This is a genomic window from Streptomyces sp. NPDC047515 (assembly GCF_040643055.1).
GTDB lineage: Bacteria > Actinomycetota > Actinomycetes > Streptomycetales > Streptomycetaceae > Streptomyces.
The window spans coordinates 81893-100931 of sequence record NZ_JBEYTM010000015.1 but is presented as its reverse complement, the minus strand read 5'-3'; the positions used below and the strand labels follow the sequence as shown (position 1 = coordinate 100931).

Genomic DNA, 19039 nt, shown 5'->3' with positions numbered 1-19039 from the left:
TGGAATTTGCGCGCGCGGCACGCCGGCCGGTTGGATGACCCGTCCCTCTCGGAAACGGTGTGTCCGGCGGAGGCTGTAGCGTGACGTGGCAATGCAGCTAGACACCGTGAGAACCCGCGGACGCGCGGACAGATACGACGGCGAGGACTGATGGCACCCGATTCCGAAGCAAACGGCGGCGGAGTTTCGGATGGCACCGACTCCTGGGGCGTCGGCGGCGTCGTCGGTGACGGACGCTACCGGATGACCCACCGGCTCGGCCGGGGCGGCATGGCAGAGGTCTTCGCGGCAGAGGACGTCAGGCTGGGACGTACGGTCGCGGTCAAGCTCCTGCGTTCCGACCTCGCCGAGGACCCGGTCTCCAAGGCTCGGTTCACGCGCGAGGCACAGTCGGTCGCGGGCCTCAACCACCACGCGATCGTCGCCGTGTACGACTCCGGCGAGGACGTCGTGGGCGGCCAGACCGTCCCCTACATCGTGATGGAGCTCGTCGAGGGCCACACCATCCGCGATCTGCTGCTCAATGCCGAGGCCCCGCCTCCCGAGCAGGCGCTGATCATCGTCTCGGGCGTGCTGGAAGCCCTCGCGTACTCGCACCAGCACGGCATCGTGCACCGTGACATCAAGCCCGCCAACGTGATCATCACGAACTCGGGTGCGGTCAAGGTGATGGACTTCGGCATCGCCCGTGCGCTGCACGGCGCGCAGTCGACGATGACGCAGACCGGCATGGTCATGGGCACGCCGCAGTACCTCTCCCCCGAGCAGGCGCTGGGCAAGGCCGTCGACCACCGCTCCGACCTCTACGCCACCGGCTGTCTGCTGTATGAACTTCTGGCGCTGCGGCCCCCGTTCACGGGTGAGACGCCGCTCTCCGTCGTGTACCAGCACGTGCAGGACATCCCGGTTCCGCCGTCCGAGGTGCTGGAGGCGGTTCCGCCGGAGCTGGACGGGCTGGTCATGCGTTCGCTCGCGAAGGACCCGGACGACCGGTTCCAGAGCGCCGAGGAGATGCGCGGTCTCGTCCAGTACGGCCTGCAGATGCTTCAGGTGCAGGGCGGCCACACCGGTACGTGGAACACCGGCCCGGTCGCGGTGCACGAAGGCGGTCACACCCCGCCCATGGGTGTCACCGGGGGCACGATGGCGATGGGGCACCCGCAGCACGGGGACACCTCGCAGGGGCCGATCCTGCCGCCGATGAACCCGGACGACGGTGGCTACGAGGGCGGACCGCAGGGCGGTGGCGGCCGGGGCAAGCTGTGGCTCTTCATCGTGCTCGCGCTGATCGCGATCGGGGCCGGCGTCGCCATCGCCGTCAACGCGGCGGGCAACGACGGCGGCCAGCACGAGAAGAAACCCGCGGAGACGTCCAGCTCGTCGTCGTCGCCGGAGAGCTCGCCCTCGCCGAGCGACCGGGAGACCGAGCAGAGCCGGCAGCCGGAGAACTCCACCGGCAACCAGCAGAACACGCCGCCGCGGCACTCCTACTCCCCGTCGTACACCCCGAGCCAGCCGGCCGAGCCGCCGTCGACCGAACCGTCCACCCCGGCCACGGGCGGCACGTCCGACGGGGGTACCGGCACGGCAGACGGAGGTACCGGCACGGCAGACGGCGGCACGGGCACGGCCGACGGCGGTACCGGTACGGCCGACGGCGGCACCGGGACCACCAACGGCGGCACGGGCACGGCCGACGGCGGCACCGGTGGCGAGGCCGCCGGGACCACCACCGGCACGTCCGCGGCTGCGGGCACCGTCTCGGGCGCCACCTCGTAACCCGGGCACGGCTCCGTGCCCCGCACGGTGGCCCGTGTTCCGGACCCCGTGCCGTGCCCCGCACGGGGCGGGCTCAGCCCGTGAACGCCTCGCACACCGCCTGGTACTCGCGCGTCCACCAGACCGCCAGGGCCGACACCGCAGGGAACTGCGGGTCGGCCCTTCGGTCGTCCAGGCAGTACCGCCAGCGCAGTATCCAGAAGTCGTTGAGCCGCTCCCACCACACCCGGTGCACCGCTGCGGCGAGCTCCGCCGCCCCAGCCCCGGCCGCCCGCCGGTAGGCCCCCGCGTACGCCCGTACCTTCTCCAGCTCCAGCTTCCCGGCCGGTTGGACGAAGAAGATCGCCGCGGCCCGTACCGCCTCCTCCGCGCGCGGCTGGACGCCGAGCCGGTCCCAGTCGAGGATCGCGACCGGGTCCGTGCCCCGGTAGAGGACGTTCAGCGGGTGGAAGTCGCCGTGCACCCAGCCGGTGGCCGGGACGTCGGGGGTGGGAGGCCTGCGGTCGGCGTGCTGCTCCAGCAGGGTGCGCCGTTCCAGGAGGCGGTGTTCGGCCAGCTCGTCGAAGGAGTCCCGGGGGCGGCGCCCGCGTGCGGCCGCCAGCAGGTCCTCGATCAGCGCGAAGGTGTCGACGGGGTCGGGGCTCCGGTGTCCGCCGGACCGCCCGGCAAGCCCCGATCCCGTCTCCATGACCTGTTCGAGCCCGGTGTGCACGGCCCCGAGCAGCGCTCCGAGCCGCTGCGACTGGGCGGTGGTGAGCTGGGCGCCGGCCCGGTGCAGTCCGTCCACCCAGGGGTGCAGGGCGTAGCACCGGCCACCGATCTCCGTGACCGTGCCGCCCTCGGTGTCCTCCAGGGGCGGGGCGACGGGCACGCCGAGTGACTGCAGCCGCTGAGTTGCGCGGTGCTGGCGGACGATCGTGGCGCGGTCGCCGGTGGAGTCGTCGAGGTGGTGCTTGAGGAAGTACGAGCCGCGGGTGGTGGAGACGCGGTAGCCGTGATTGAGCAACCCCTGGGTCACGGGCTTGCAGGTGAGGGGCGTACCGGCGTCCGGATAGCGGCGCAGCACCTCGTCCACCGGAGGTACGGGCGGCCGGGGCGCGGAGGAGCGGGGCACGGGTGAGCACAGCACCTCGCCGGCCGGTGGAGCAGACGGAAGGGTTACAGATGAGCGCGGCACTCACCAGATGTTAGATCACGCTGCGTTGCGGATCGGCTGACTTGCGTGGAAGCCCAGAGTGTGCACGGAGACGAAGTGCGGGTCGACCCCGAGGAACGCGGGGGTGAAGGGCTCCCCGTTGATCCGGGCGGGGGTGGCGCCGAAGCGGTCCCGCTGTTCGGCGGTCGGGTGCACGATCCCGGCGGGGCCGGTGAACTGCACGGACCACAGCTCGCCGTCGTCCGCCGAGGGCGCGGCGTCGAAGTTGTCCGCCCCGTATGCCACGACCGTGCCGTCGCAGGCGTCGTGGTAGCCGAGGCCGCCGTGCATCCGCAGGACGACACGGCCGTCGACCACGATGTGCCGGGCCACCGCCAGTATCGGGAGGGCCCGCATGCTCGTCGCCAGCCGGCCGTACGGGACGCGGCCGAGCAGTTCGAGCGCGTGGAGTTGCTCAGAGGGCATGCCGTCCACTCTCCGTCACCGGAGAGGTCGTAAAAAGAGGCCGCGGCCCCAGGTGGTACGGGACCAAAGTCCCGAAGATCACCCACCGAGGAGCGCGACCGCCCTGTCCACGTACGGGCCCGTCCGATTCGCGACGTCCGGCCTCCTCCGGCAGGCGAGTTGCCCTCCCCCGGCCGGCCGGGGTGCGCGGTGACCAGTCCGGTCACGCGGCGTTCGGCCCGCCCCGGTCCGCCCGTCGCGCGCGCTGCTCAGCCGCCGTCGCCGACCTGGCGCTGATCCTCTGCGCCCACCTGTCGCGCGCGCCGCTCAGCCCTTCTCCGCCTGCAGCCTGGCCACGTACGCGGCGGCCTGTGAGCGCCGTTCCATGCCGAGCTTGGAGAGCAGGCTGGAGACGTAATTCTTGATCGTCTTCTCGGCGAGATGCAGCCGCTCGCCGATCACCCGGTTCGTCAGCCCCTCGCCGATCAGATCGAGGATCTTGCGCTCCTGATCGGTGAGGCTCGCGAGCTTGTCGTCGCCGCGGCCCTTCTTGCCGTCGCGCAGCCGCTCCAGTACACGGGCGGTCGCAACCGGGTCCAGCAGGGACTTCCCGGCTGCCACGTCCCGTACCGCGTTCAGCAGTTCGTTGCCGCGGATCGCCTTCAGCACATATCCCGAGGCGCCGGCCATGATCGCGTCGAAGAGCGCCTCGTCATCGGCGTAGGAGGTCAGCATCAGGCATTTGATGGTCTCGTCCTGGGAACGGATCTCCCGGCAGACCTCCACCCCGCTCCCGTCCGGCAGCCGTACGTCGAGCACCGCCACATCGGGCCGGGTCGCGGGAATGCGGACCAGCGCGTCGGCCGCCGTGCCGGCCTCGCCGACGACTTCGATGTCGGGCTCGACCGAGAGCAATTCATGGACCCCGCGCCGGACGACTTCGTGGTCGTCCAGCAGAAAAACAGTGATTTTTCCTTGTTCGCGCACAAAACGCAGTCTCACACACTCGCCTCTTCCCTGCCGCCGAACGGCGGGATAACGTGCCGTTGTTCCGGCGGCCTGCGAGGCTGTTCCCAGTGCTGTGACCAGCGAGAGTTCCCGACTTTTTCGATTTACTTGGAAATCCAAGCAAAATCGCAGGTCAGATAGGGTTTCGCAGTTAAGCGGCGTACTGGGTAACGTGCTTTTGGCAGGGCGCTCGCCGGGGCACCTGTCACGCCTGTTTCCGGACCGAGCGGCACCCACCCCGTGCACGGGTACGGACACAGGCGAGCCGCACTGGCTTCCCGGCAGACCCCGGGGGCCGGACCGACGGAGGAGCACGCACGTGACCGTGGAGAGCACTGCCGCGAGCAAACCGCGACGCAGCAGTAAGCGGACCAGCGCCGTGAAAACGCCCGCAAAGACGTCCGCGAAGACGCCCGCCAGGACGTCCGCGAAGAAGCCACAGAGTTCCGAGCCCGAACTCGTACAGCTGCTGACACCCGAGGGCGAGCGCGTGGAGCATCCGGACTACCGGATCGACCTGACCGCCGAAGAGCTGCGCGGCCTGTACCGGGACATGGTCCTGACCCGTCGCTTCGACGCCGAGGCCACCGCCCTGCAGCGCCAGGGCGAGCTGGGTCTGTGGGCCTCGCTGCTCGGCCAGGAGGCCGCGCAGATCGGCTCCGGCCGGGCCCTGCGTGACGACGACTACGTCTTCCCGACGTACCGCGAGCACGGCGTCGCCTGGTGCCGCGGGGTCGACCCGACGAATCTGCTCGGAATGTTCCGCGGTGTGAACCACGGCGGATGGGACCCCAACAGCAACAACTTCCACCTGTACACGATCGTCATCGGCTCGCAGACCCTGCACGCCACCGGCTACGCCATGGGCGTCGCCAAGGACGGCGCGGACTCGGCCGTGATCGCGTACTTCGGTGACGGTGCCTCCAGCCAGGGAGACGTCGCCGAGTCCTTCACCTTCGCCGCGGTCTACAACGCCCCGGTCGTCTTCTTCTGCCAGAACAACCAGTGGGCGATCTCCGAGCCGACCGAGAAGCAGACCCGCGTGCCGCTCTACCAGCGCGCGCAGGGCTTCGGCTTCCCCGGTGTCCGGGTCGACGGCAACGATGTGCTCGCCTGCCTGGCCGTGACCAGGTCGGCGCTGGAGCGGGCCCGCCGGGGGGAGGGGCCCACGCTCGTCGAGGCCTTCACCTACCGCATGGGCGCGCACACCACCTCCGACGACCCCACGAAGTACCGGGCGGACGAGGAGCGGCTCGCCTGGGAGGCCAAGGACCCGATCCTGCGGCTGCGTACGTACCTGGAGAAGGAGGGCGCCGCCGACGAGGCGTTCTTCACCGCGCTGGAGGAGGAGAGCGAAGCCCTCGGCAAGCGGGTGCGCGAGGCGGTGCGGGCGATGCCCGATCCGGACCGGATGGCGATCTTCGACCACGCCTACGCCGACGGGAACCCGCTCGTCGACGAGGAGCGCGCCCAGTTCGCCGCGTACCAGGCATCGTTCGCGGACTCCGCCGAGGAAGGCAAGTAGCCATGGCCATGGAAAAGATGTCCATCGCGAAGGCGCTCAACGAGTCGCTGCGCAAGGCCCTCGACACCGACCCCAAGGTCCTCATCATGGGCGAGGACGTCGGCAAGCTCGGCGGGGTCTTCCGGATCACCGACGGACTCCAGAAGGACTTCGGCGAGGACCGGGTGATCGACACCCCGCTCGCCGAGTCCGGCATCGTCGGCACGGCGATCGGCCTGGCGCTGCGCGGCTACCGACCCGTCGTGGAGATCCAGTTCGACGGCTTCGTCTTCCCCGCGTACGACCAGATCGTCACGCAGCTCGCCAAGATGCACGCGCGGGCGCTCGGCAAGATCAAGCTGCCGGTCGTCGTGCGGATTCCGTACGGCGGCGGCATCGGCGCCGTCGAGCACCACAGCGAGTCCCCCGAAGCCCTGTTCGCGCACGTCGCGGGCCTGAAGGTGGTCTCGCCCTCGAACGCGAGCGACGCCTACTGGATGATGCAGCAGGCCGTCCAGAGCGACGACCCGGTCATCTTCTTCGAGCCGAAGCGCCGTTACTGGGACAAGGGAGAGGTCGAGACCGACTCCATTCCCGGCCCGCTGCACCGGGCCACGGTGGCGCGTACCGGCTCCGACCTCACGCTCGTCGCCTACGGCCCGATGGTGAAGGTCTGCCTGGAAGCGGCCGCGGCCGCCCAGGAGGAGGGCAAGTCGATCGAGGTGCTGGACCTGCGGTCCATGTCCCCGATCGACTTCGACACCATCCAGACCTCGGTCGAGAAGACCGGCCGGCTCGTGGTGGTCCACGAGGCGCCGGTGTTCTACGGCTCCGGGGCCGAGATCGCCGCCCGGATCACCGAGCGCTGCTTCTACCACCTGGAAGCACCGGTGCTGAGGGTGGGCGGCTACCACGCCCCGTACCCGCCGGCGCGGCTGGAGGACGAGTACCTGCCGGGTCTCGACCGTGTGCTCGACGCCGTCGACCGCTCGCTGGCGTACTGAGGACTGGGGCGTGACAACGATGACCGACACTTCCAACGCTGCTCGCTTCCGTGAGTTCAAGATGCCCGACGTGGGCGAGGGACTGACCGAGGCCGAGATCCTCAAGTGGTACGTCCAGCCCGGCGACACCGTCACCGACGGGCAGGTCGTGTGCGAGGTCGAGACGGCCAAGGCGGCCGTGGAGCTGCCGATTCCGTTCGACGGGGTGGTGCACGAGCTGCGGTTCCCCGAGGGCACGACCGTCGACGTCGGCCAGGTGATCATCGCGGTGGACGTGGCGCCGGGCAGCGGTGACGCCGCCCCGGCGCCGGCCGCTGTTCCCGCGCCGGTCGCGAAGCCGGAGCCGGAGCCGGAACCGGAGGCTCCCAAGGGCCGTCAGCCCGTCCTGGTGGGATACGGCGTCGCCGAGACCTCCACGAAGCGGCGCGCCCGCAAGGGCGCCGCGGTGGCGGTGCCCGCCGCGGCGGCGGCCATCCAGGGAGAGATGAACGGCCACGGATCCGTGGCCGTTCAGGGAAGCCGGCCGCTGGCGAAGCCGCCGGTGCGCAAGCTGGCCAAGGATCTGGGCATCGACCTGGCGACGGTCGTGCCGACCGGTGAGGGCGGCATCATCACCCGCGCGGACGTGCACGCGGCGGCCACGCCCGTACCGGCCCAGGCCCCGGTCGAGGTGGAAGCCACGCCGTTCCCGGCCCCCGAGGCGCCGGCCCCCGTGGTCGCGGGCGCGCGGGAGACCCGTGTCCCGGTCAAGGGCGTACGGAAGGCCATCGCCCAGGCGATGGTCGACAGCGCCTTCACCGCGCCGCACGTCACGGAGTTCGTGACCGTCGATGTGACGCGCACGATGAAGCTGGTGGCGGAGCTCAAGGAAGACAAGGACATGGCAGGGGTCCGGGTCAACCCGCTCCTGATCATCGCCAAGGCGCTCCTGGTCGCGATCAGGCGCAATCCGGACGTCAACTCCACCTGGGACGAGGCGAACCAGGAGATCGTGCGCAAGCACTACGTCAACCTGGGCATCGCCGCCGCCACCCCGCGCGGCCTGATCGTGCCGAACATCAAGGACGCGCACGACAAGACCCTGCCGGAACTCGCCGCGGCGCTGGGCGAGCTGGTCTCCACGGCACGTGAGGGCAGGACGTCCCCCGCGGCCATGGCGGGCGGCACGGTGACCATCACCAACGTCGGTGTCTTCGGCGTCGACACGGGTACGCCGATCCTGAACCCTGGCGAGTCGGCGATCCTCGCGGTCGGTGCGATCAAGCTCCAACCGTGGGTCCACAAGGGCAAGGTGAAGCCACGTCAGGTCACCACGCTCGCCCTGTCGTTCGACCATCGCCTGGTCGACGGTGAGCTCGGCTCCAAGGTCCTGGCGGATGTCGCCGCGATCCTGGAACAGCCGAAGCGTCTGATCACCTGGGCGTAGGGGTTTCAGCGGTACGTGCGCCTTCGGCGGTACGTGTACGAGGTGGGTCCGCGCGGAGTTCGCGCGGGCCTATCGGCGCGTCCGGCCGCTGCCGCAGGGCGAGTTCGGCGTACACGGTCTTGCCGACGGTGCGCGGCTCGACGCGCGGTGTGGGCCACGGGCTGTGGCGGGTCGGCGGCTCGTTCGGCGTGGACGCGGTCGGCCGCGACGCCAAGCGGTACGCGCAGGCGGCCCTGGCGCACGACGGCGGCGTGATCCGGGACGCGGGCGGGCTGCCGGTGCTGGTCATGCACCAGGCGTACGCGTTCCACGATGGTGGTCTCTCGTGAAGGTAATGGACCACGCCTACTTCGGGCGCGTGGAAACAAGTGCGCTGGACGGCCCGGATGTCGTCTGGGAAAGCACCTCACGGCTTGGAGGCGATGAGGTGGAGGTCCAGCTGTGGGCCGGACCGTCCAGCGAGCTGGACGCCGAAGAGCTGGATGCGTTTGCCGCATGCCTCACCGGCCTGTCGGCTCTCGACACAGCGGCTCGCACGGCGCTGCGAACGTGTCTGCACGAGGACCGCTACTTCATCGACCATCACGTCGAGGAGCTTGAAGACAGCGAGACGGTCGTTCGTCTTGTACGGGACGCGGCCGACGAAGCGGTCGGAGCCGATGCCTTCGCCGCCGCCATGTGCCTGAGCAGCGTCGGCCTATGGCTGAGCGACCTGTCCGATGGACCCCCTGTCATCTTGGACTACATCTTTGATCCTGATCTCAGTGATCAAATACTCGCCGTCAAGTTGACCCGGGACGGGACGGTGGTCTCCGTCGATCGGGAGAGCTGACGACAGGGACGGCGTCCGATCGGCAGACCGGGCGCCGCTGCCGCGAGTCGGCGCCGGAGGGCCGGGCGGACACGGACGACGGCAAGGAGCCCTGGTGGGACCCGCAGTGGATTCCGTGGGCGCACGGCAACGGGGACGCGCAGATCATCGACATGCGGGAGGGACCGCACCGGGGGGCCTTCAACGTGGCGTCCCTCGACGGGAATTGGCCGGAGCAGACCCGCTGTTAGGCTGGCCGGATGGCATCGGTCAAGAAGTTCCAGGTCACCTTCGATTGCGCAGAACCCGAGCGTGTCGCTCGTTTCTGGTGCGAGGTGTTGGGGTACGTCGTAACGCTGCCTTCCGAGGGACAGGGTTCATGGGCTGTGTGCTCCGATCCCACAGGTGAGGGCCCGCGCATGTACTTCCAGCAGGTCCCCGAGGGCAAGGTCGCCAAGAACAGGGTGCATCTCGATGTGCGGGCCGGTACCGGGCTCGTGGGTGCGGAGCGTCTGGCCGTGCTTGAGGCCGAACGCGATCGGCTGGTCGCGCTCGGGGCGGTGTGCGAGTACGTGCTGTATGCCGACGACGACAACGAGTCGTGCATCGCGATGCAGGACATCGAGGGCAACGAGTTCTGCCTGGACTGAGCGGCCTTTGGGATCCCGGGACCGGCGCTGTCTTTTGGTGTGCTGGGGCCGTGGCACTTCCCGGCCCGTACGAAGACAGCCGATGAGGCGGCGGAGCGGTGTCAGTCCGTGCTCATGAGCGAGGGCGGCGTGTGGCGGGGCCACCGCGCGCCCGCTCGTTCCGACGCGGCCGCACGGAACGCTTCCACCAGGACTCCGCCCGAGTAGGTGCCGAACACGGGGTACTTCCAGCGGTAGTACTCCGAGCCGGCTTCCCCGGTCCGTACCAGTACGGCCTGTCGACAGCCCACTTCGCGAGTGGGGGAACGCGAGAGGGGCCCCGCGTGGTGCGGGACCCCTCTGGGTGCGTTGCCGTGATCGAGGGGGCTACTTCTTGAAGGAGTAGTCCATGATCTTCTTCATGTCCGCAGTGCGGGTGGTCGCGCTCGTGGAGGAGAGCACCGTGCCGATGACCGTCTTGCCGTTTCGGGTCGCGGCGAAGACCAGGCAGTACTTGGCCGTCGGGCCGGAACCGGTCTTCACACCGATCGCCCCGCTGTAGCTGCTGAGCATGGTGTTGGTGTTGGACCACGACATGTAGCGGTAGCCACCGGACTTCGTGGTGACCTTCTGCTTGGTCGACTTGGTCTTCACGACCGTGCGGAACGTGGAGTTCTTCATCGCGCTGCTGGCGATCTTCGTCAGGTCGCGCGGCGTCGAGTAGTTCGAGCCGTTCCCTATGCCGTCGAACGAGTCGAAGTGGGTGTTCTTCAGGCCGAGGGACTTCGCGGAGGCGTTCATCTTGCCGACGAACGACTTCACACGGGCCGCGCGGGTGGTGCCGGAGCCGTACTTGTCGGCCAGCGCGTACGCGGCGTCACAGCCGGACGGCAGCATCAGGCCGTACAGCAGCTGGCGGACCGTGACCTTGTCGCCCACGATCAGGTGGGCCGAAGAGGCGCCCTTGGAGACGATGTAGTCGCTGTACGCCTTCTGGATCGTGACCTTGGAATCCAGGTTCAGATTCTTCTGCTCCAGGACGACCTTGGCGGTCATGATCTTGGTGGTGGAACCGGTGGAGCGACGGGTGTCCGCGGCCTTGCTGAACAGGGTCTTCGCGGTGCCGTTGTTCATCACGAAACCGCCCTTGGCGGTGATCGTGGGGGTGGGCGGCGTGGCAGCCTGCGCCGTGGAGGCGAACACGCTGCCCGCGATGACGGCACCCGCGGTGAGAGCCACGGTGGCAGTGGCGGAAACGCGGTTTATGCCCTTAATGCCGATTTTCAACTTGAACGCTCCAAATGCCCCTGGAATGCGGCCACATGAGGGTGCCGCTCGGTGATGAGACTCATGAGGTGGGTAGAAGGATGTGCTGATTCCTGGGGCAATTTCGGAGCAATGGAGGGTTCGGTTCGAGGGGGCCCCTCTCCCGGAAGTCCGGCGCGGGCCTCCCTGGAGTCCGGCAAGGGTCTCCCTGGGGGGGCGTGGATCTTCCCGACAGTCCGATATGGATCATTTCTATGGCCGGGATCTGATCTGTCCGGAAAACCGGCAGGGGTCTGTCCGGATCCCGGACGGGTGCCACCATGTACGCATGTTGTATCTATGCTGTGTACATGCCTGCCGCACCCCCAGCCGTGAAGCCCCCCGTCAAGTCCGCCGCCAAGCAGCCCCCCGCCGCCGAGCGCGTCTATGCCCACATCAAGGGAGCGGTCCTGGACCGCCGCTACGAGGGCGGCACACTCCTCACCGAAGGTGATCTCGCGGAGGCCGTCGGCGTCTCCCGCACGCCCGTGCGCGAGGCGCTGCTGCGGCTGGAGGTCGAGGGGCTGATCAAGCTGTATCCGAAGAAGGGCGCTCTTGTGCTCGCCGTCTCCGCGCAGGAGATCGCGGACGTGGTGGAGACCCGGCTGCTGGTCGAGGAGTTCGCGGCCCGCAAGGCCGTGCCCGCCTCCGCGCAGTTGATCGCACGGCTCGAAGAGCTTCTTGAGGAGCAGCGGCAGTTGGCGGAGGCCGGGGATCTGGCCGCCGTGTCCGTGAAGGACCGCTGCTTCCATGCCGAGATCGTGCGCAACGCGGGCAACGACATTCTCTCCCGCCTCTACGACCAGCTGCGCGACCGGCAGCTGCGGATGGGTGTCGCCGTGATGGAGGCGCATCCGGGAAGGATCGCCGCGAACATCACCGAGCACGCTGAGCTGCTGGAGGCCATCAGGTCCGGTGACGCCGACGGTGCCGCGCAGGTTGTGCGGCGTCATGTCAGCCGGGTCAAGGTGCTGGTCAGGGGTGAGGAGCGGTGAGTTCTGCCTCCGCTCCGACTCTCTCCCTGCCCGGTGATCCACCCGGCGGCCGGCGTGCCGCGTGGGTGTGGGGCATCGGTGTCGCCGTCTACTTCGTCGCGATCATCTTCCGTACCAGCCTGGGCGTTGCCGGGCTCGACGCCGCCGACCGGTTCCACGTCAACGCCTCCGCGCTCTCCACGTTCTCCATCCTTCAGTTGCTCGTCTACGCGGGCATGCAGATACCCGTCGGCCTGATGGTCGACCGGCTCGGCACCAAGAAGGTCCTCACCCTCGGGGCCGTCCTGTTCACCCTGGGGCAGCTCGGTTTCGCGCTCTCCCCCTCGTACGGCATGGCGCTGGCGTCCAGGGCGCTGCTCGGCTGCGGTGACGCGATGACGTTCATCAGCGTGCTGAGGCTCGGCGCCCGCTGGTTCCCGGCCCGGCGCGGCCCGCTGATCGGTCAGGTCGCCGCGCTCTTCGGGATGGCCGGCAACCTCGTCTCGACGCTCTTCATCGCGCGGGCCCTGCACGGATTCGGCTGGACCACCACGTTCGTCGGCAGCTCCGCCGCCGGGGTTCTCGTTCTCGTCCTCCTTCTGCTGTTCCTGAAGGACCACCCCGAGGGCCACGAGCCGCCGCCCGTCGAGCACGCGGGCGCCGCCTATGTGCGCAAGCAGATCGCCGCCTCCTGGCGGGAGCCCGGCACCCGGCTCGGTATGTGGGTGCACTTCACCACGCAGTTCCCGGCCATGGTGTTCCTGCTGCTGTGGGGCCTGCCGTTCCTGGTGGAGGCGCAGGGGCTGAGCCGGGCCACCGCAGGTGAGCTGCTCACCCTGGTGGTGCTCTCCAACATGGCGTTCGGGCTGGTCTACGGGCAGATCATCGCCCGCCACCACGCGGCCCGCGCGCCGTTGGCCCTCGGGACGGTCACGGGGACGGCGCTGCTCTGGGCGTCGACCATCTTCTACCCGGGCGACCACGCGCCGATGTGGCTGCTGATCGTCCTGTGCGTGGTGCTCGGCGCGTGCGGTCCCGCCTCGATGATCGGCTTCGACTTCGCACGGCCCGCCAACCCGCCGGAGCGCCAGGGCACCGCGTCGGGCATCGTCAACATGGGCGGCTTCATCGCCTCGATGACCACGCTGTTCGCCGTCGGTGTGCTGCTGGACGCGACCGACGACAACTACCGGATCGCGTTCGCCTCGGTCTTCGTGCTGGAGGCGCTCGGCGTCGTACAGATCCTGCGGCTGCACTCCCGGGCCACGCACCGTGAGCGGGACCACCATGTGATCAGCCGCGTGGAAGCCGTGCACGTACCCGCGTGACGCGCCTGGCGTACCGGACCGGCCGCGTATGTCGCGCCGGATCGGCGGCGCGCCCGTCCTCGCACGACGGGCGCCGCCGACCCACGGTGGCACGGTGCCGGGGCGCTACGGCCTCGGGGCGTCACGGCCTCGCGACCTCGTGGCCCCGCAAGGTCACGGCGTCACGGCGAAGTTCTGCAGGATCGCCGCCGCCAGTTCCTGGTCGCCCTCGATCTTGACCCGGTCCGCGACCGCGCCGGCCCGCACCCGCCCGCACGCGAGGCGGAAGTACGTCTCCCAGTCCATCGCGAGCGTCACCGCGGGGCCCAGCGACGGCGAGCCGTCCACCGAGCCGCGTCCCTCGGCGTCGACCCTGACCGTGCGCAGGAACTCCATCGGCCCGTGCACATCGAGCACGACCGCCGAGTTGTTCGGCGCGCCCGCGTCCTTGGCGACCACCTTCGGCAGCGCGGCGAGCAGGGTGTCCCGGACGATGGAGGCGCCGGGGGAGTCCAGATTGCCGGGCTGCCCCAGCGTCGTCCGCAGATCCTGCTCATGCACCCAGACATCGAAGGCCCGCATCCGCAGCGCGAGTTCGAGGGTCTGCTCGGCGCCCAGCGGCGCCCGGACCATGGTCTCGGGGCCACGCGTCTCGTTGCGCAGCTGACGTGCACGGCGAATGATCGTGTACTCCAGCTCGGAGGTCATCTCCGGCGCGGTGTGGTGACGCCGCACATCGACCTGCATCTCCATGTAGCGAGCGAAGTCGCTCTGCACATGGAAGAGATCGCGCGGCAGCGTGTGGATCGGACGCGGATCGCCGAGCTGCTCGCTCTCCATGCCGATGATGTGCGAGACGATGTCGCGCACCGACCAGTTGGGGCACGGTGTACGGGCGTTCCACTCCCCCTCGGCGAGCGGCTTCACCAGCTCGGCTATCGACTCGATGGAGTGGGTCCAGGCATCGGCGTAGGTCTGGAGGCTGGGATGGACGGTCACGGGACCCCTCGTGCGGTTCTGCGGTGCATGGGCTGGATGCTGGGCGCGGGCGGCGGGCTGCGTGGGAGGTTCGGTCGCTCAGAGCGTCCGGTGACCAAGGGGTGGCGTCACGGGGCCGGCCACGCACATCTGCGGCGTTGTCGTCGGTCACCAACGCTCCGCCTTGCAGCTGCACGCACCCAGGTCCGCTCCTTCTTCCACTCCCCAGTCGCCGGACGCTCTAAGTTACGCTGCGAGCAGGCACCCCGGCAGTGCTTTCGTGTGACGATCGTAGGCCTGTGTTGACGGCTCGAATGCCAGGACGGTGGTAGTGTGCTCGCCTCCCTCATCCAGATCGCAGTAGACCCGGACGAATCCGTCAATTCCCGCAGGGAGCGTGCGGCTTCGCTGGTCGCGGCCCAGCGCGGTGCGGATCTGGTGATTCTTCCCGAACTCTGGCCCGTCGGCGCCTTCGCCTACACCGCCTTCGAGGACGAGGCCGAACCCTTCCAGGGGCCCACCCACGACATCATGGCGAAGACCGCGGCCGATGCGGGGGTCTGGCTGCACGCGGGCTCCTTCGTCGAGCGCGCCGACGACGGCAGCCTCTACAACACCACGCTCGTCTTCACGCCCGAGGGCGAGCGGGCCGCCGCGTACCGCAAGATCCATCGCTTCGGCTTCGACAAGGGCGAGGCGGTCATGATGGGCGCCGGCGAGGCACTGGTCACGGTCACCCTGCCTCAGACCACGCTGGGCCTTGCCACCTGTTACGACCTGCGCTTCCCGGAAATGTTCCGTGGTCTGGTCGACGCGGGCGCCCAGACACTGATCGTCTCGGCGGGCTGGCCGGAGAGCCGCCGCTCCCACTGGACGCTGCTGGCCCAGGCCCGTGCCGTCGAGAACCAGTCGTACGTCCTGGCCGTCGGCACCGCGGGCACCCACGCCGGAATCCAGCAGGCCGGACACAGCATCGTCGTCGACCCATGGGGCGAGGTGCTCGCCGAGGCGGGCGCGGACGAGGAGGTGCTGAGCGTGGAGTTCGACCCGTCGAAGGTCGCCGTCACGCGCGAACAGTTCCCGGCGCTCAAGGACCGGCGGCTGGGGCTGGCCCCACCCGGGACGGGCAAGTAGTCCCGTTTCACGTGAAACCGGGCCCGGTGCCGTCACCGGGCCCGCCCACCGACGATTCCGCCCTCGGGCCGCGGGCCACCGACGATTCCGCCCTCGGCCCGCGGTACATCGGCGGCTTCGCCCTCGACTGCCGGACGGGCTCGATCTCCGAGCCGGTCAGTCGTTGTCGTGCTCCTTGTCGGCGAGCACGATGACGCACACCGATACGGCGATCAGCAGCGCCATGTCGGCGTCCTCCCGTACGACGTCGATGCCGTACGTGTCCCGGACGGTGAGCCACCGCCGCGAGATCTGGGCCAGCAGTTCCCCGTCGTAGTCGATGGCGAACTCGCGGTCCAGGATCTTGCCGCTGACATCGAGCTCGGTGCCGTCCACCAGCGTGACCCGGTAGTGGTTGCGCAGCAGCGACAGCCGTTTGCGCTTGACCTTGGCGAGCTCCTCGCCATCGCGCTCGATGAGCATCGTGTCGCGCAGACTGAGCAGCTTCTGCCGGATCTCGACCAGGGTCCGGCCCTGCGCGTCCTTCAGCTCGAAGGTCTCACGCACCCGCAGAGCCTTGCCGTCGACGAGGAAGACCTTCCGGCCGTCCGCGTCCTCGATCCAGTAGTCGTCACCGATGGCGAAGAGCCGTTCACGTACCAGGAATCTCATGGCTCACAGGTTCCCCCAGGACTCCTTGGAATGCGTGGACCTCAGGAATGCGCGCGGGCCACGGTGATGTTGACTGTTCACATGGCAACACGTGCGCGCGTCAGGGCCCCCGAGCTGATCGGCAAGGGCGGCTGGCTCAATACAGGCGACCAGCAGTACACCCTCGCTGACCTGCGAGGACGCATTGTGATCCTGGATTTCTGGACCTTCTGCTGTGTGAACTGCCTGCATGTCCTCGATGAGCTGCGCGAGCTGGAGGAGAAGCACCGCGACACTGTCGTGATCATCGGTGTGCACTCGCCGAAGTTCGTGCACGAGGCCGAGCACCAGGCAGTCGTCGACGCCGTCGAGCGGTACGAGGTCCACCATCCGGTCCTCGACGACCCGGAGCTGGCGACCTGGAAGCAGTACGCCGTACGGGCCTGGCCCACGCTCGTCGTCATCGACCCCGAGGGGTATGTCGTCGCCCAGCACGCGGGTGAGGGACACGCGCACGCCATCGAGAAGCTGGTCGAGGAGCTGGAGGCCGAGCACGAGGCGAAGGGCACGCTGCGCCGGGGCGACGGCCCCTATGTCGCGCCCGAGCCGGTCGCCACGCATCTGCGCTTCCCCGGCAAGGCCCTGCTCCTGCCCGACGGCGGTTTCCTGGTCTCCGACACCACCCGGCACCGCCTGGTCGAGATCGAACCCGACGGTGAAACGGTCCGCCGTCACGTCGGAACGGGCGACAGGGGATTCACCGACGGCGGGCCCGACGAGGCCCGGTTCTCCGAGCCCCAGGGACTCGCCGTGCTGCCCGACGGCCGGATCGCGGTCGCCGACACGGTCAATCACGCCGTTCGCGCCCTCGACCTCACCACCGGGATCACGACGACCCTCGCCGGCACCGGCCGTCAGTGGTGGCAGGGTTCGCCGACGGCCGGCCCGGCCCGCGAGGTCGACCTCTCCTCGCCCTGGGACGTCGCCTGGTTCGCGGACCGGCTGTGGATCGCCATGGCGGGCGTCCACCAGATGTGGACGTACGACCCCGGGACGGGGACCGTGCGGGTCGCGGCGGGCACGACCAACGAGGGCCTGGTCGACGGGCCGGCCGACGAAGCCTGGTTCGCCCAGCCGTCGGGGCTCGCCGCGTCGGCCGACGGGGAGCGGCTGTGGGTCGCCGACTCGGAGACCTCCGCCCTGCGGTACGTCGAACGCGACGCCACCGGCTTCGCCGTCCGCACGGCCGTCGGCACCGGTCTCTTCGACTTCGGCCACCGCGACGGCGGAGCGGATCAGGCGCTGTTCCAGCACCCGCTGGGCGTGACCGCGCTGCCCGACGGGGCGGTCGCCGTCTGCGACACGTACAACCACGCGCTGCGCCGCTACGACCCGGTGAGCGGCGAGGTCACCACCCTGGCCACGGATCTGCGCGAGCCCAGCGACGCGGTGCTGGTCGACGGCGATCTCGTCGTCGTCGAGTCCGCGCGACACCGGCTGACCCGGCTGCGGCTCCCGGAGGAGGCCGTGCGGGTCGCCGACCGGGCGCACCGCACACAGCGTGCGGCGACCGAGATCGCCCCGGGCACGCTCCGGCTCGATGTGGTCTTCCAGGCGCCCGCCGGGCAGAAGCTGGACACCCGGTACGGTCCCTCGACCCGGCTGCTCGTCTCGGCGACCCCGCCCGAGCTGCTGGCGGAGGGCTCCGGCCCCGGTACCGATCTCTTCCGCGACCTGGTCCTGGCCGACGGGGTCACCGAGGGCGTCCTGCATGTGTCCGCGATGGCGGCGTCCTGCGACGACGACCCGGCGAACGAGTACCCGGCCTGCCATGTCCACCAACAGGACTGGGGCGTCCCCGTCCGCGTGAGTGCGGAGGGAACGCCCCGGCTGCCGCTGGTGCTGGCAGGAATGGACGAGCGGGCCTGACGGCGCGCGGAGCCCCGGACACGGAGGGCCTTCTGCGCCGGGTGCGGTGTGTGCGGCGGGGTAGGGGCCGCGTCCCGCGGGGCTCGTCGTACGGCCCGGCTCAGCGGGTCAGGAGGTGCCCGCCTGCTTCATGGAGCTCACCGCTTCGGCGACCGTGCTCCGGTACAGGCTGAGCTTCGGGTCGCGCACCTTCACATCGGGGCCGAGCTCGAAGTTCTGCGTCTCCGCGTTGGGCATGTGGTCGCCGTCGGCGAGCACGTTCATCTCGTTGATCCAGGTCAGACCGTTCGCGCCGCTCGGGTTGAGGTCGATCACCGCGATGGCGGCCGTCTTGGGCTTGACCGGGTACGCGGGTGCGCCGCCCAGGCCGCCGGGAACGGCCGGCCTGATGTCGGAGCTGTGGTCCGAGGCCTTCGCGGCGCCCAGGCTGACCCGCGGGAAGTAGCTCAGGCCGCAGGAGTTCGCGCCGACGTTGTTGACCTCGATCACCTGCTGGGTGGCCGAACCCTCGCGGGGGTACACGCGTACCGACAGGTCCTCGCTCTTGCACGGGTGCGTGTAGGCGTAGCTGTCGCTGGTGCTGCCGCCCGTCTTGGCGCTGCCGTTGGACGCGCCGGTCGTCGAGGCGCCCGTCTTCGTGGCTCCGGTGTTCTGCCCGGCACCGCCGGTCTTCGAGGTGCCCGTGGTCGTCGCGTCGGAGGCGGGCTGGGTGGTGTCCGTCGAAGCGGCAGCCGCTGCGGCGTCGCCCGCCGGCCCGGCGGACTTCGTACCGGAGCCGTCCCCGCCACAGGCCGTGAGGGCCAGGGCCAGCACGGCGGTGGTCGCGGCGGCGAGGACGGTGGTGCGGTGACGGAGAGTGCTCATGGAAATTCCCCCGAGTCTGACGGTGAGACGGACGCCTGGTCATTGGCGAGCGCCCCTGTCCTGCTGACATTTATGAGTCTGGGGCGGGCCGCTCATGTTCTGCCGGCGTCCCGCTGACGTCCCGCTGACGTTCGGACCGTCACTCTCACGTCATCGC

At 69.6% G+C, this 19039-nt stretch carries 19 protein-coding genes; 11 read left to right on the top strand and 8 right to left on the bottom strand.

What is annotated here, in order from left to right; genetic code table 11:
• Positions 1-150: 150 nt before the first annotated feature.
• Entirely contained in the window at positions 151-1779 is a 1629-nt protein-coding gene (locus ABZ826_RS15590; protein ID WP_361447372.1) for a protein kinase, read from the top strand.
• Between the two features lie 73 nt (positions 1780-1852).
• Here the strand turns inward: ABZ826_RS15590 and ABZ826_RS15585 are convergent, their stop codons facing one another.
• From ABZ826_RS15585 to ABZ826_RS15575, 3 genes are all read right to left on the bottom strand, one after another.
• Positions 1853-2845: a phosphotransferase gene (locus tag ABZ826_RS15585; RefSeq protein ID WP_361447486.1), complete on the bottom strand. Its 993-nt coding sequence runs from the start codon at positions 2843-2845 to the stop codon at positions 1853-1855.
• Between the two features lie 126 nt (positions 2846-2971).
• Positions 2972-3400, bottom strand: coding sequence for a pyridoxamine 5'-phosphate oxidase family protein (locus ABZ826_RS15580; RefSeq protein WP_361447370.1), 429 nt, complete (start codon positions 3398-3400; stop codon positions 2972-2974).
• A gap of 306 nt (positions 3401-3706) precedes the next feature.
• Positions 3707-4366, bottom strand: a complete 660-nt coding sequence (locus tag ABZ826_RS15575) for a response regulator transcription factor (protein WP_361447484.1) — start codon at positions 4364-4366, stop codon at positions 3707-3709.
• A 340-nt stretch (positions 4367-4706) separates the two neighbouring features.
• On the opposite strand from ABZ826_RS15575, the gene pdhA reads away from it, so the two are divergent.
• From pdhA to ABZ826_RS15545, 6 genes are all read left to right on the top strand, one after another.
• Positions 4707-5912: a pyruvate dehydrogenase (acetyl-transferring) E1 component subunit alpha gene (pdhA, locus tag ABZ826_RS15570; protein ID WP_361447368.1), complete on the top strand. Its 1206-nt coding sequence runs from the start codon at positions 4707-4709 to the stop codon at positions 5910-5912.
• A 2-nt stretch (positions 5913-5914) separates the two neighbouring features.
• Positions 5915-6895, top strand: coding sequence for an alpha-ketoacid dehydrogenase subunit beta (locus tag ABZ826_RS15565; protein ID WP_361447366.1), 981 nt, complete (start codon positions 5915-5917; stop codon positions 6893-6895).
• A 10-nt stretch (positions 6896-6905) separates the two neighbouring features.
• Positions 6906-8321, top strand: coding sequence for a dihydrolipoamide acetyltransferase family protein (locus ABZ826_RS15560; protein ID WP_361447364.1), 1416 nt, complete (start codon positions 6906-6908; stop codon positions 8319-8321).
• 128 nt (positions 8322-8449) lie between these two features.
• The gene (locus tag ABZ826_RS15555) at positions 8450-8650 is read left to right on the top strand and encodes a hypothetical protein (protein ID WP_361447362.1); all 201 of its coding nucleotides are present in this window, start codon (positions 8450-8452) and stop codon (positions 8648-8650) included.
• 5 nt (positions 8651-8655) lie between these two features.
• Positions 8656-9153, top strand: a complete 498-nt coding sequence (locus ABZ826_RS15550) for a DUF2004 domain-containing protein (RefSeq protein ID WP_361447482.1) — start codon at positions 8656-8658, stop codon at positions 9151-9153.
• A gap of 239 nt (positions 9154-9392) precedes the next feature.
• Positions 9393-9782, top strand: coding sequence for a VOC family protein (locus ABZ826_RS15545; RefSeq protein WP_361447360.1), 390 nt, complete (start codon positions 9393-9395; stop codon positions 9780-9782).
• Between the two features lie 101 nt (positions 9783-9883).
• Here ABZ826_RS15545 and ABZ826_RS15540 read toward each other — a convergent pair whose 3' ends face one another.
• Positions 9884-10072: a hypothetical protein gene (locus ABZ826_RS15540; protein ID WP_361447358.1), complete on the bottom strand. Its 189-nt coding sequence runs from the start codon at positions 10070-10072 to the stop codon at positions 9884-9886.
• A 76-nt stretch (positions 10073-10148) separates the two neighbouring features.
• Positions 10149-11048, bottom strand: coding sequence for a serine hydrolase (locus tag ABZ826_RS15535; RefSeq protein WP_361447356.1), 900 nt, complete (start codon positions 11046-11048; stop codon positions 10149-10151).
• A gap of 329 nt (positions 11049-11377) precedes the next feature.
• Between ABZ826_RS15535 and ABZ826_RS15530 the strand changes: the two genes are divergently transcribed.
• Both ABZ826_RS15530 and ABZ826_RS15525 read left to right on the top strand, forming a co-directional pair.
• Positions 11378-12061 (top strand): GntR family transcriptional regulator, encoded by a 684-nt coding sequence (locus ABZ826_RS15530; RefSeq protein WP_361447354.1) that lies wholly within the window; start codon positions 11378-11380, stop codon positions 12059-12061.
• Positions 12058-13368 carry an MFS transporter gene (locus ABZ826_RS15525; RefSeq protein WP_361447352.1) on the top strand — a complete coding sequence of 437 codons (1311 nt, stop codon included), beginning with the start codon at positions 12058-12060 and terminating at the stop codon, positions 13366-13368. Before ABZ826_RS15530 ends, ABZ826_RS15525 begins: the two co-directional genes overlap by 4 nt.
• A gap of 153 nt (positions 13369-13521) precedes the next feature.
• Here the strand turns inward: ABZ826_RS15525 and ABZ826_RS15520 are convergent, their stop codons facing one another.
• On the bottom strand, positions 13522-14346 hold the full coding sequence (locus ABZ826_RS15520; RefSeq protein WP_361447350.1) for a maleylpyruvate isomerase family mycothiol-dependent enzyme: 825 nt from the start codon (positions 14344-14346) through the stop codon (positions 13522-13524).
• Positions 14347-14658: 312 nt separating this feature from the next.
• Here ABZ826_RS15520 and ABZ826_RS15515 point away from each other — a divergent pair, with 312 nt between their 5' ends.
• Positions 14659-15459: a carbon-nitrogen family hydrolase gene (locus ABZ826_RS15515; protein ID WP_361447348.1), complete on the top strand. Its 801-nt coding sequence runs from the start codon at positions 14659-14661 to the stop codon at positions 15457-15459.
• A 156-nt stretch (positions 15460-15615) separates the two neighbouring features.
• Here the strand turns inward: ABZ826_RS15515 and ABZ826_RS15510 are convergent, their stop codons facing one another.
• Positions 15616-16110, bottom strand: a complete 495-nt coding sequence (locus tag ABZ826_RS15510) for an LURP-one-related family protein (protein WP_361447346.1) — start codon at positions 16108-16110, stop codon at positions 15616-15618.
• Positions 16111-16191: 81 nt separating this feature from the next.
• On the opposite strand from ABZ826_RS15510, the gene ABZ826_RS15505 reads away from it, so the two are divergent.
• On the top strand, positions 16192-18018 hold the full coding sequence (locus ABZ826_RS15505; RefSeq protein ID WP_361447345.1) for an NHL domain-containing thioredoxin family protein: 1827 nt from the start codon (positions 16192-16194) through the stop codon (positions 18016-18018).
• A gap of 108 nt (positions 18019-18126) precedes the next feature.
• Here ABZ826_RS15505 and ABZ826_RS15500 read toward each other — a convergent pair whose 3' ends face one another.
• A complete protein-coding gene (locus tag ABZ826_RS15500; protein ID WP_361447343.1) occupies positions 18127-18882 on the bottom strand; it encodes a hypothetical protein in 756 nt (251 codons plus the stop codon).
• Positions 18883-19039: the final 157 nt, after the last annotated feature.

Excerpts from the sequence above, each read along its gene's own strand:
- ABZ826_RS15590 (WP_361447372.1), top strand. The coding sequence starts at position 151 with ATGGCACCCGATTCCGAAGCAAACGGCGGCGGAGTTTCGGATGGCACC.
- ABZ826_RS15580 (WP_361447370.1), bottom strand. The coding sequence starts at position 3,400 with ATGCCCTCTGAGCAACTCCACGCGCTCGAACTGCTCGGCCGCGTCCCG.
- ABZ826_RS15565 (WP_361447366.1), top strand. The coding sequence starts at position 5,915 with ATGGCCATGGAAAAGATGTCCATCGCGAAGGCGCTCAACGAGTCGCTG.
- ABZ826_RS15550 (WP_361447482.1), top strand. The coding sequence starts at position 8,656 with ATGGACCACGCCTACTTCGGGCGCGTGGAAACAAGTGCGCTGGACGGC.
- ABZ826_RS15545 (WP_361447360.1), top strand. The coding sequence starts at position 9,393 with ATGGCATCGGTCAAGAAGTTCCAGGTCACCTTCGATTGCGCAGAACCC.
- ABZ826_RS15530 (WP_361447354.1), top strand. The coding sequence starts at position 11,378 with ATGCCTGCCGCACCCCCAGCCGTGAAGCCCCCCGTCAAGTCCGCCGCC.
- ABZ826_RS15510 (WP_361447346.1), bottom strand. The coding sequence starts at position 16,110 with ATGAGATTCCTGGTACGTGAACGGCTCTTCGCCATCGGTGACGACTAC.
- ABZ826_RS15505 (WP_361447345.1), top strand. The coding sequence starts at position 16,192 with ATGGCAACACGTGCGCGCGTCAGGGCCCCCGAGCTGATCGGCAAGGGC.
- ABZ826_RS15500 (WP_361447343.1), bottom strand. The coding sequence starts at position 18,882 with ATGAGCACTCTCCGTCACCGCACCACCGTCCTCGCCGCCGCGACCACC.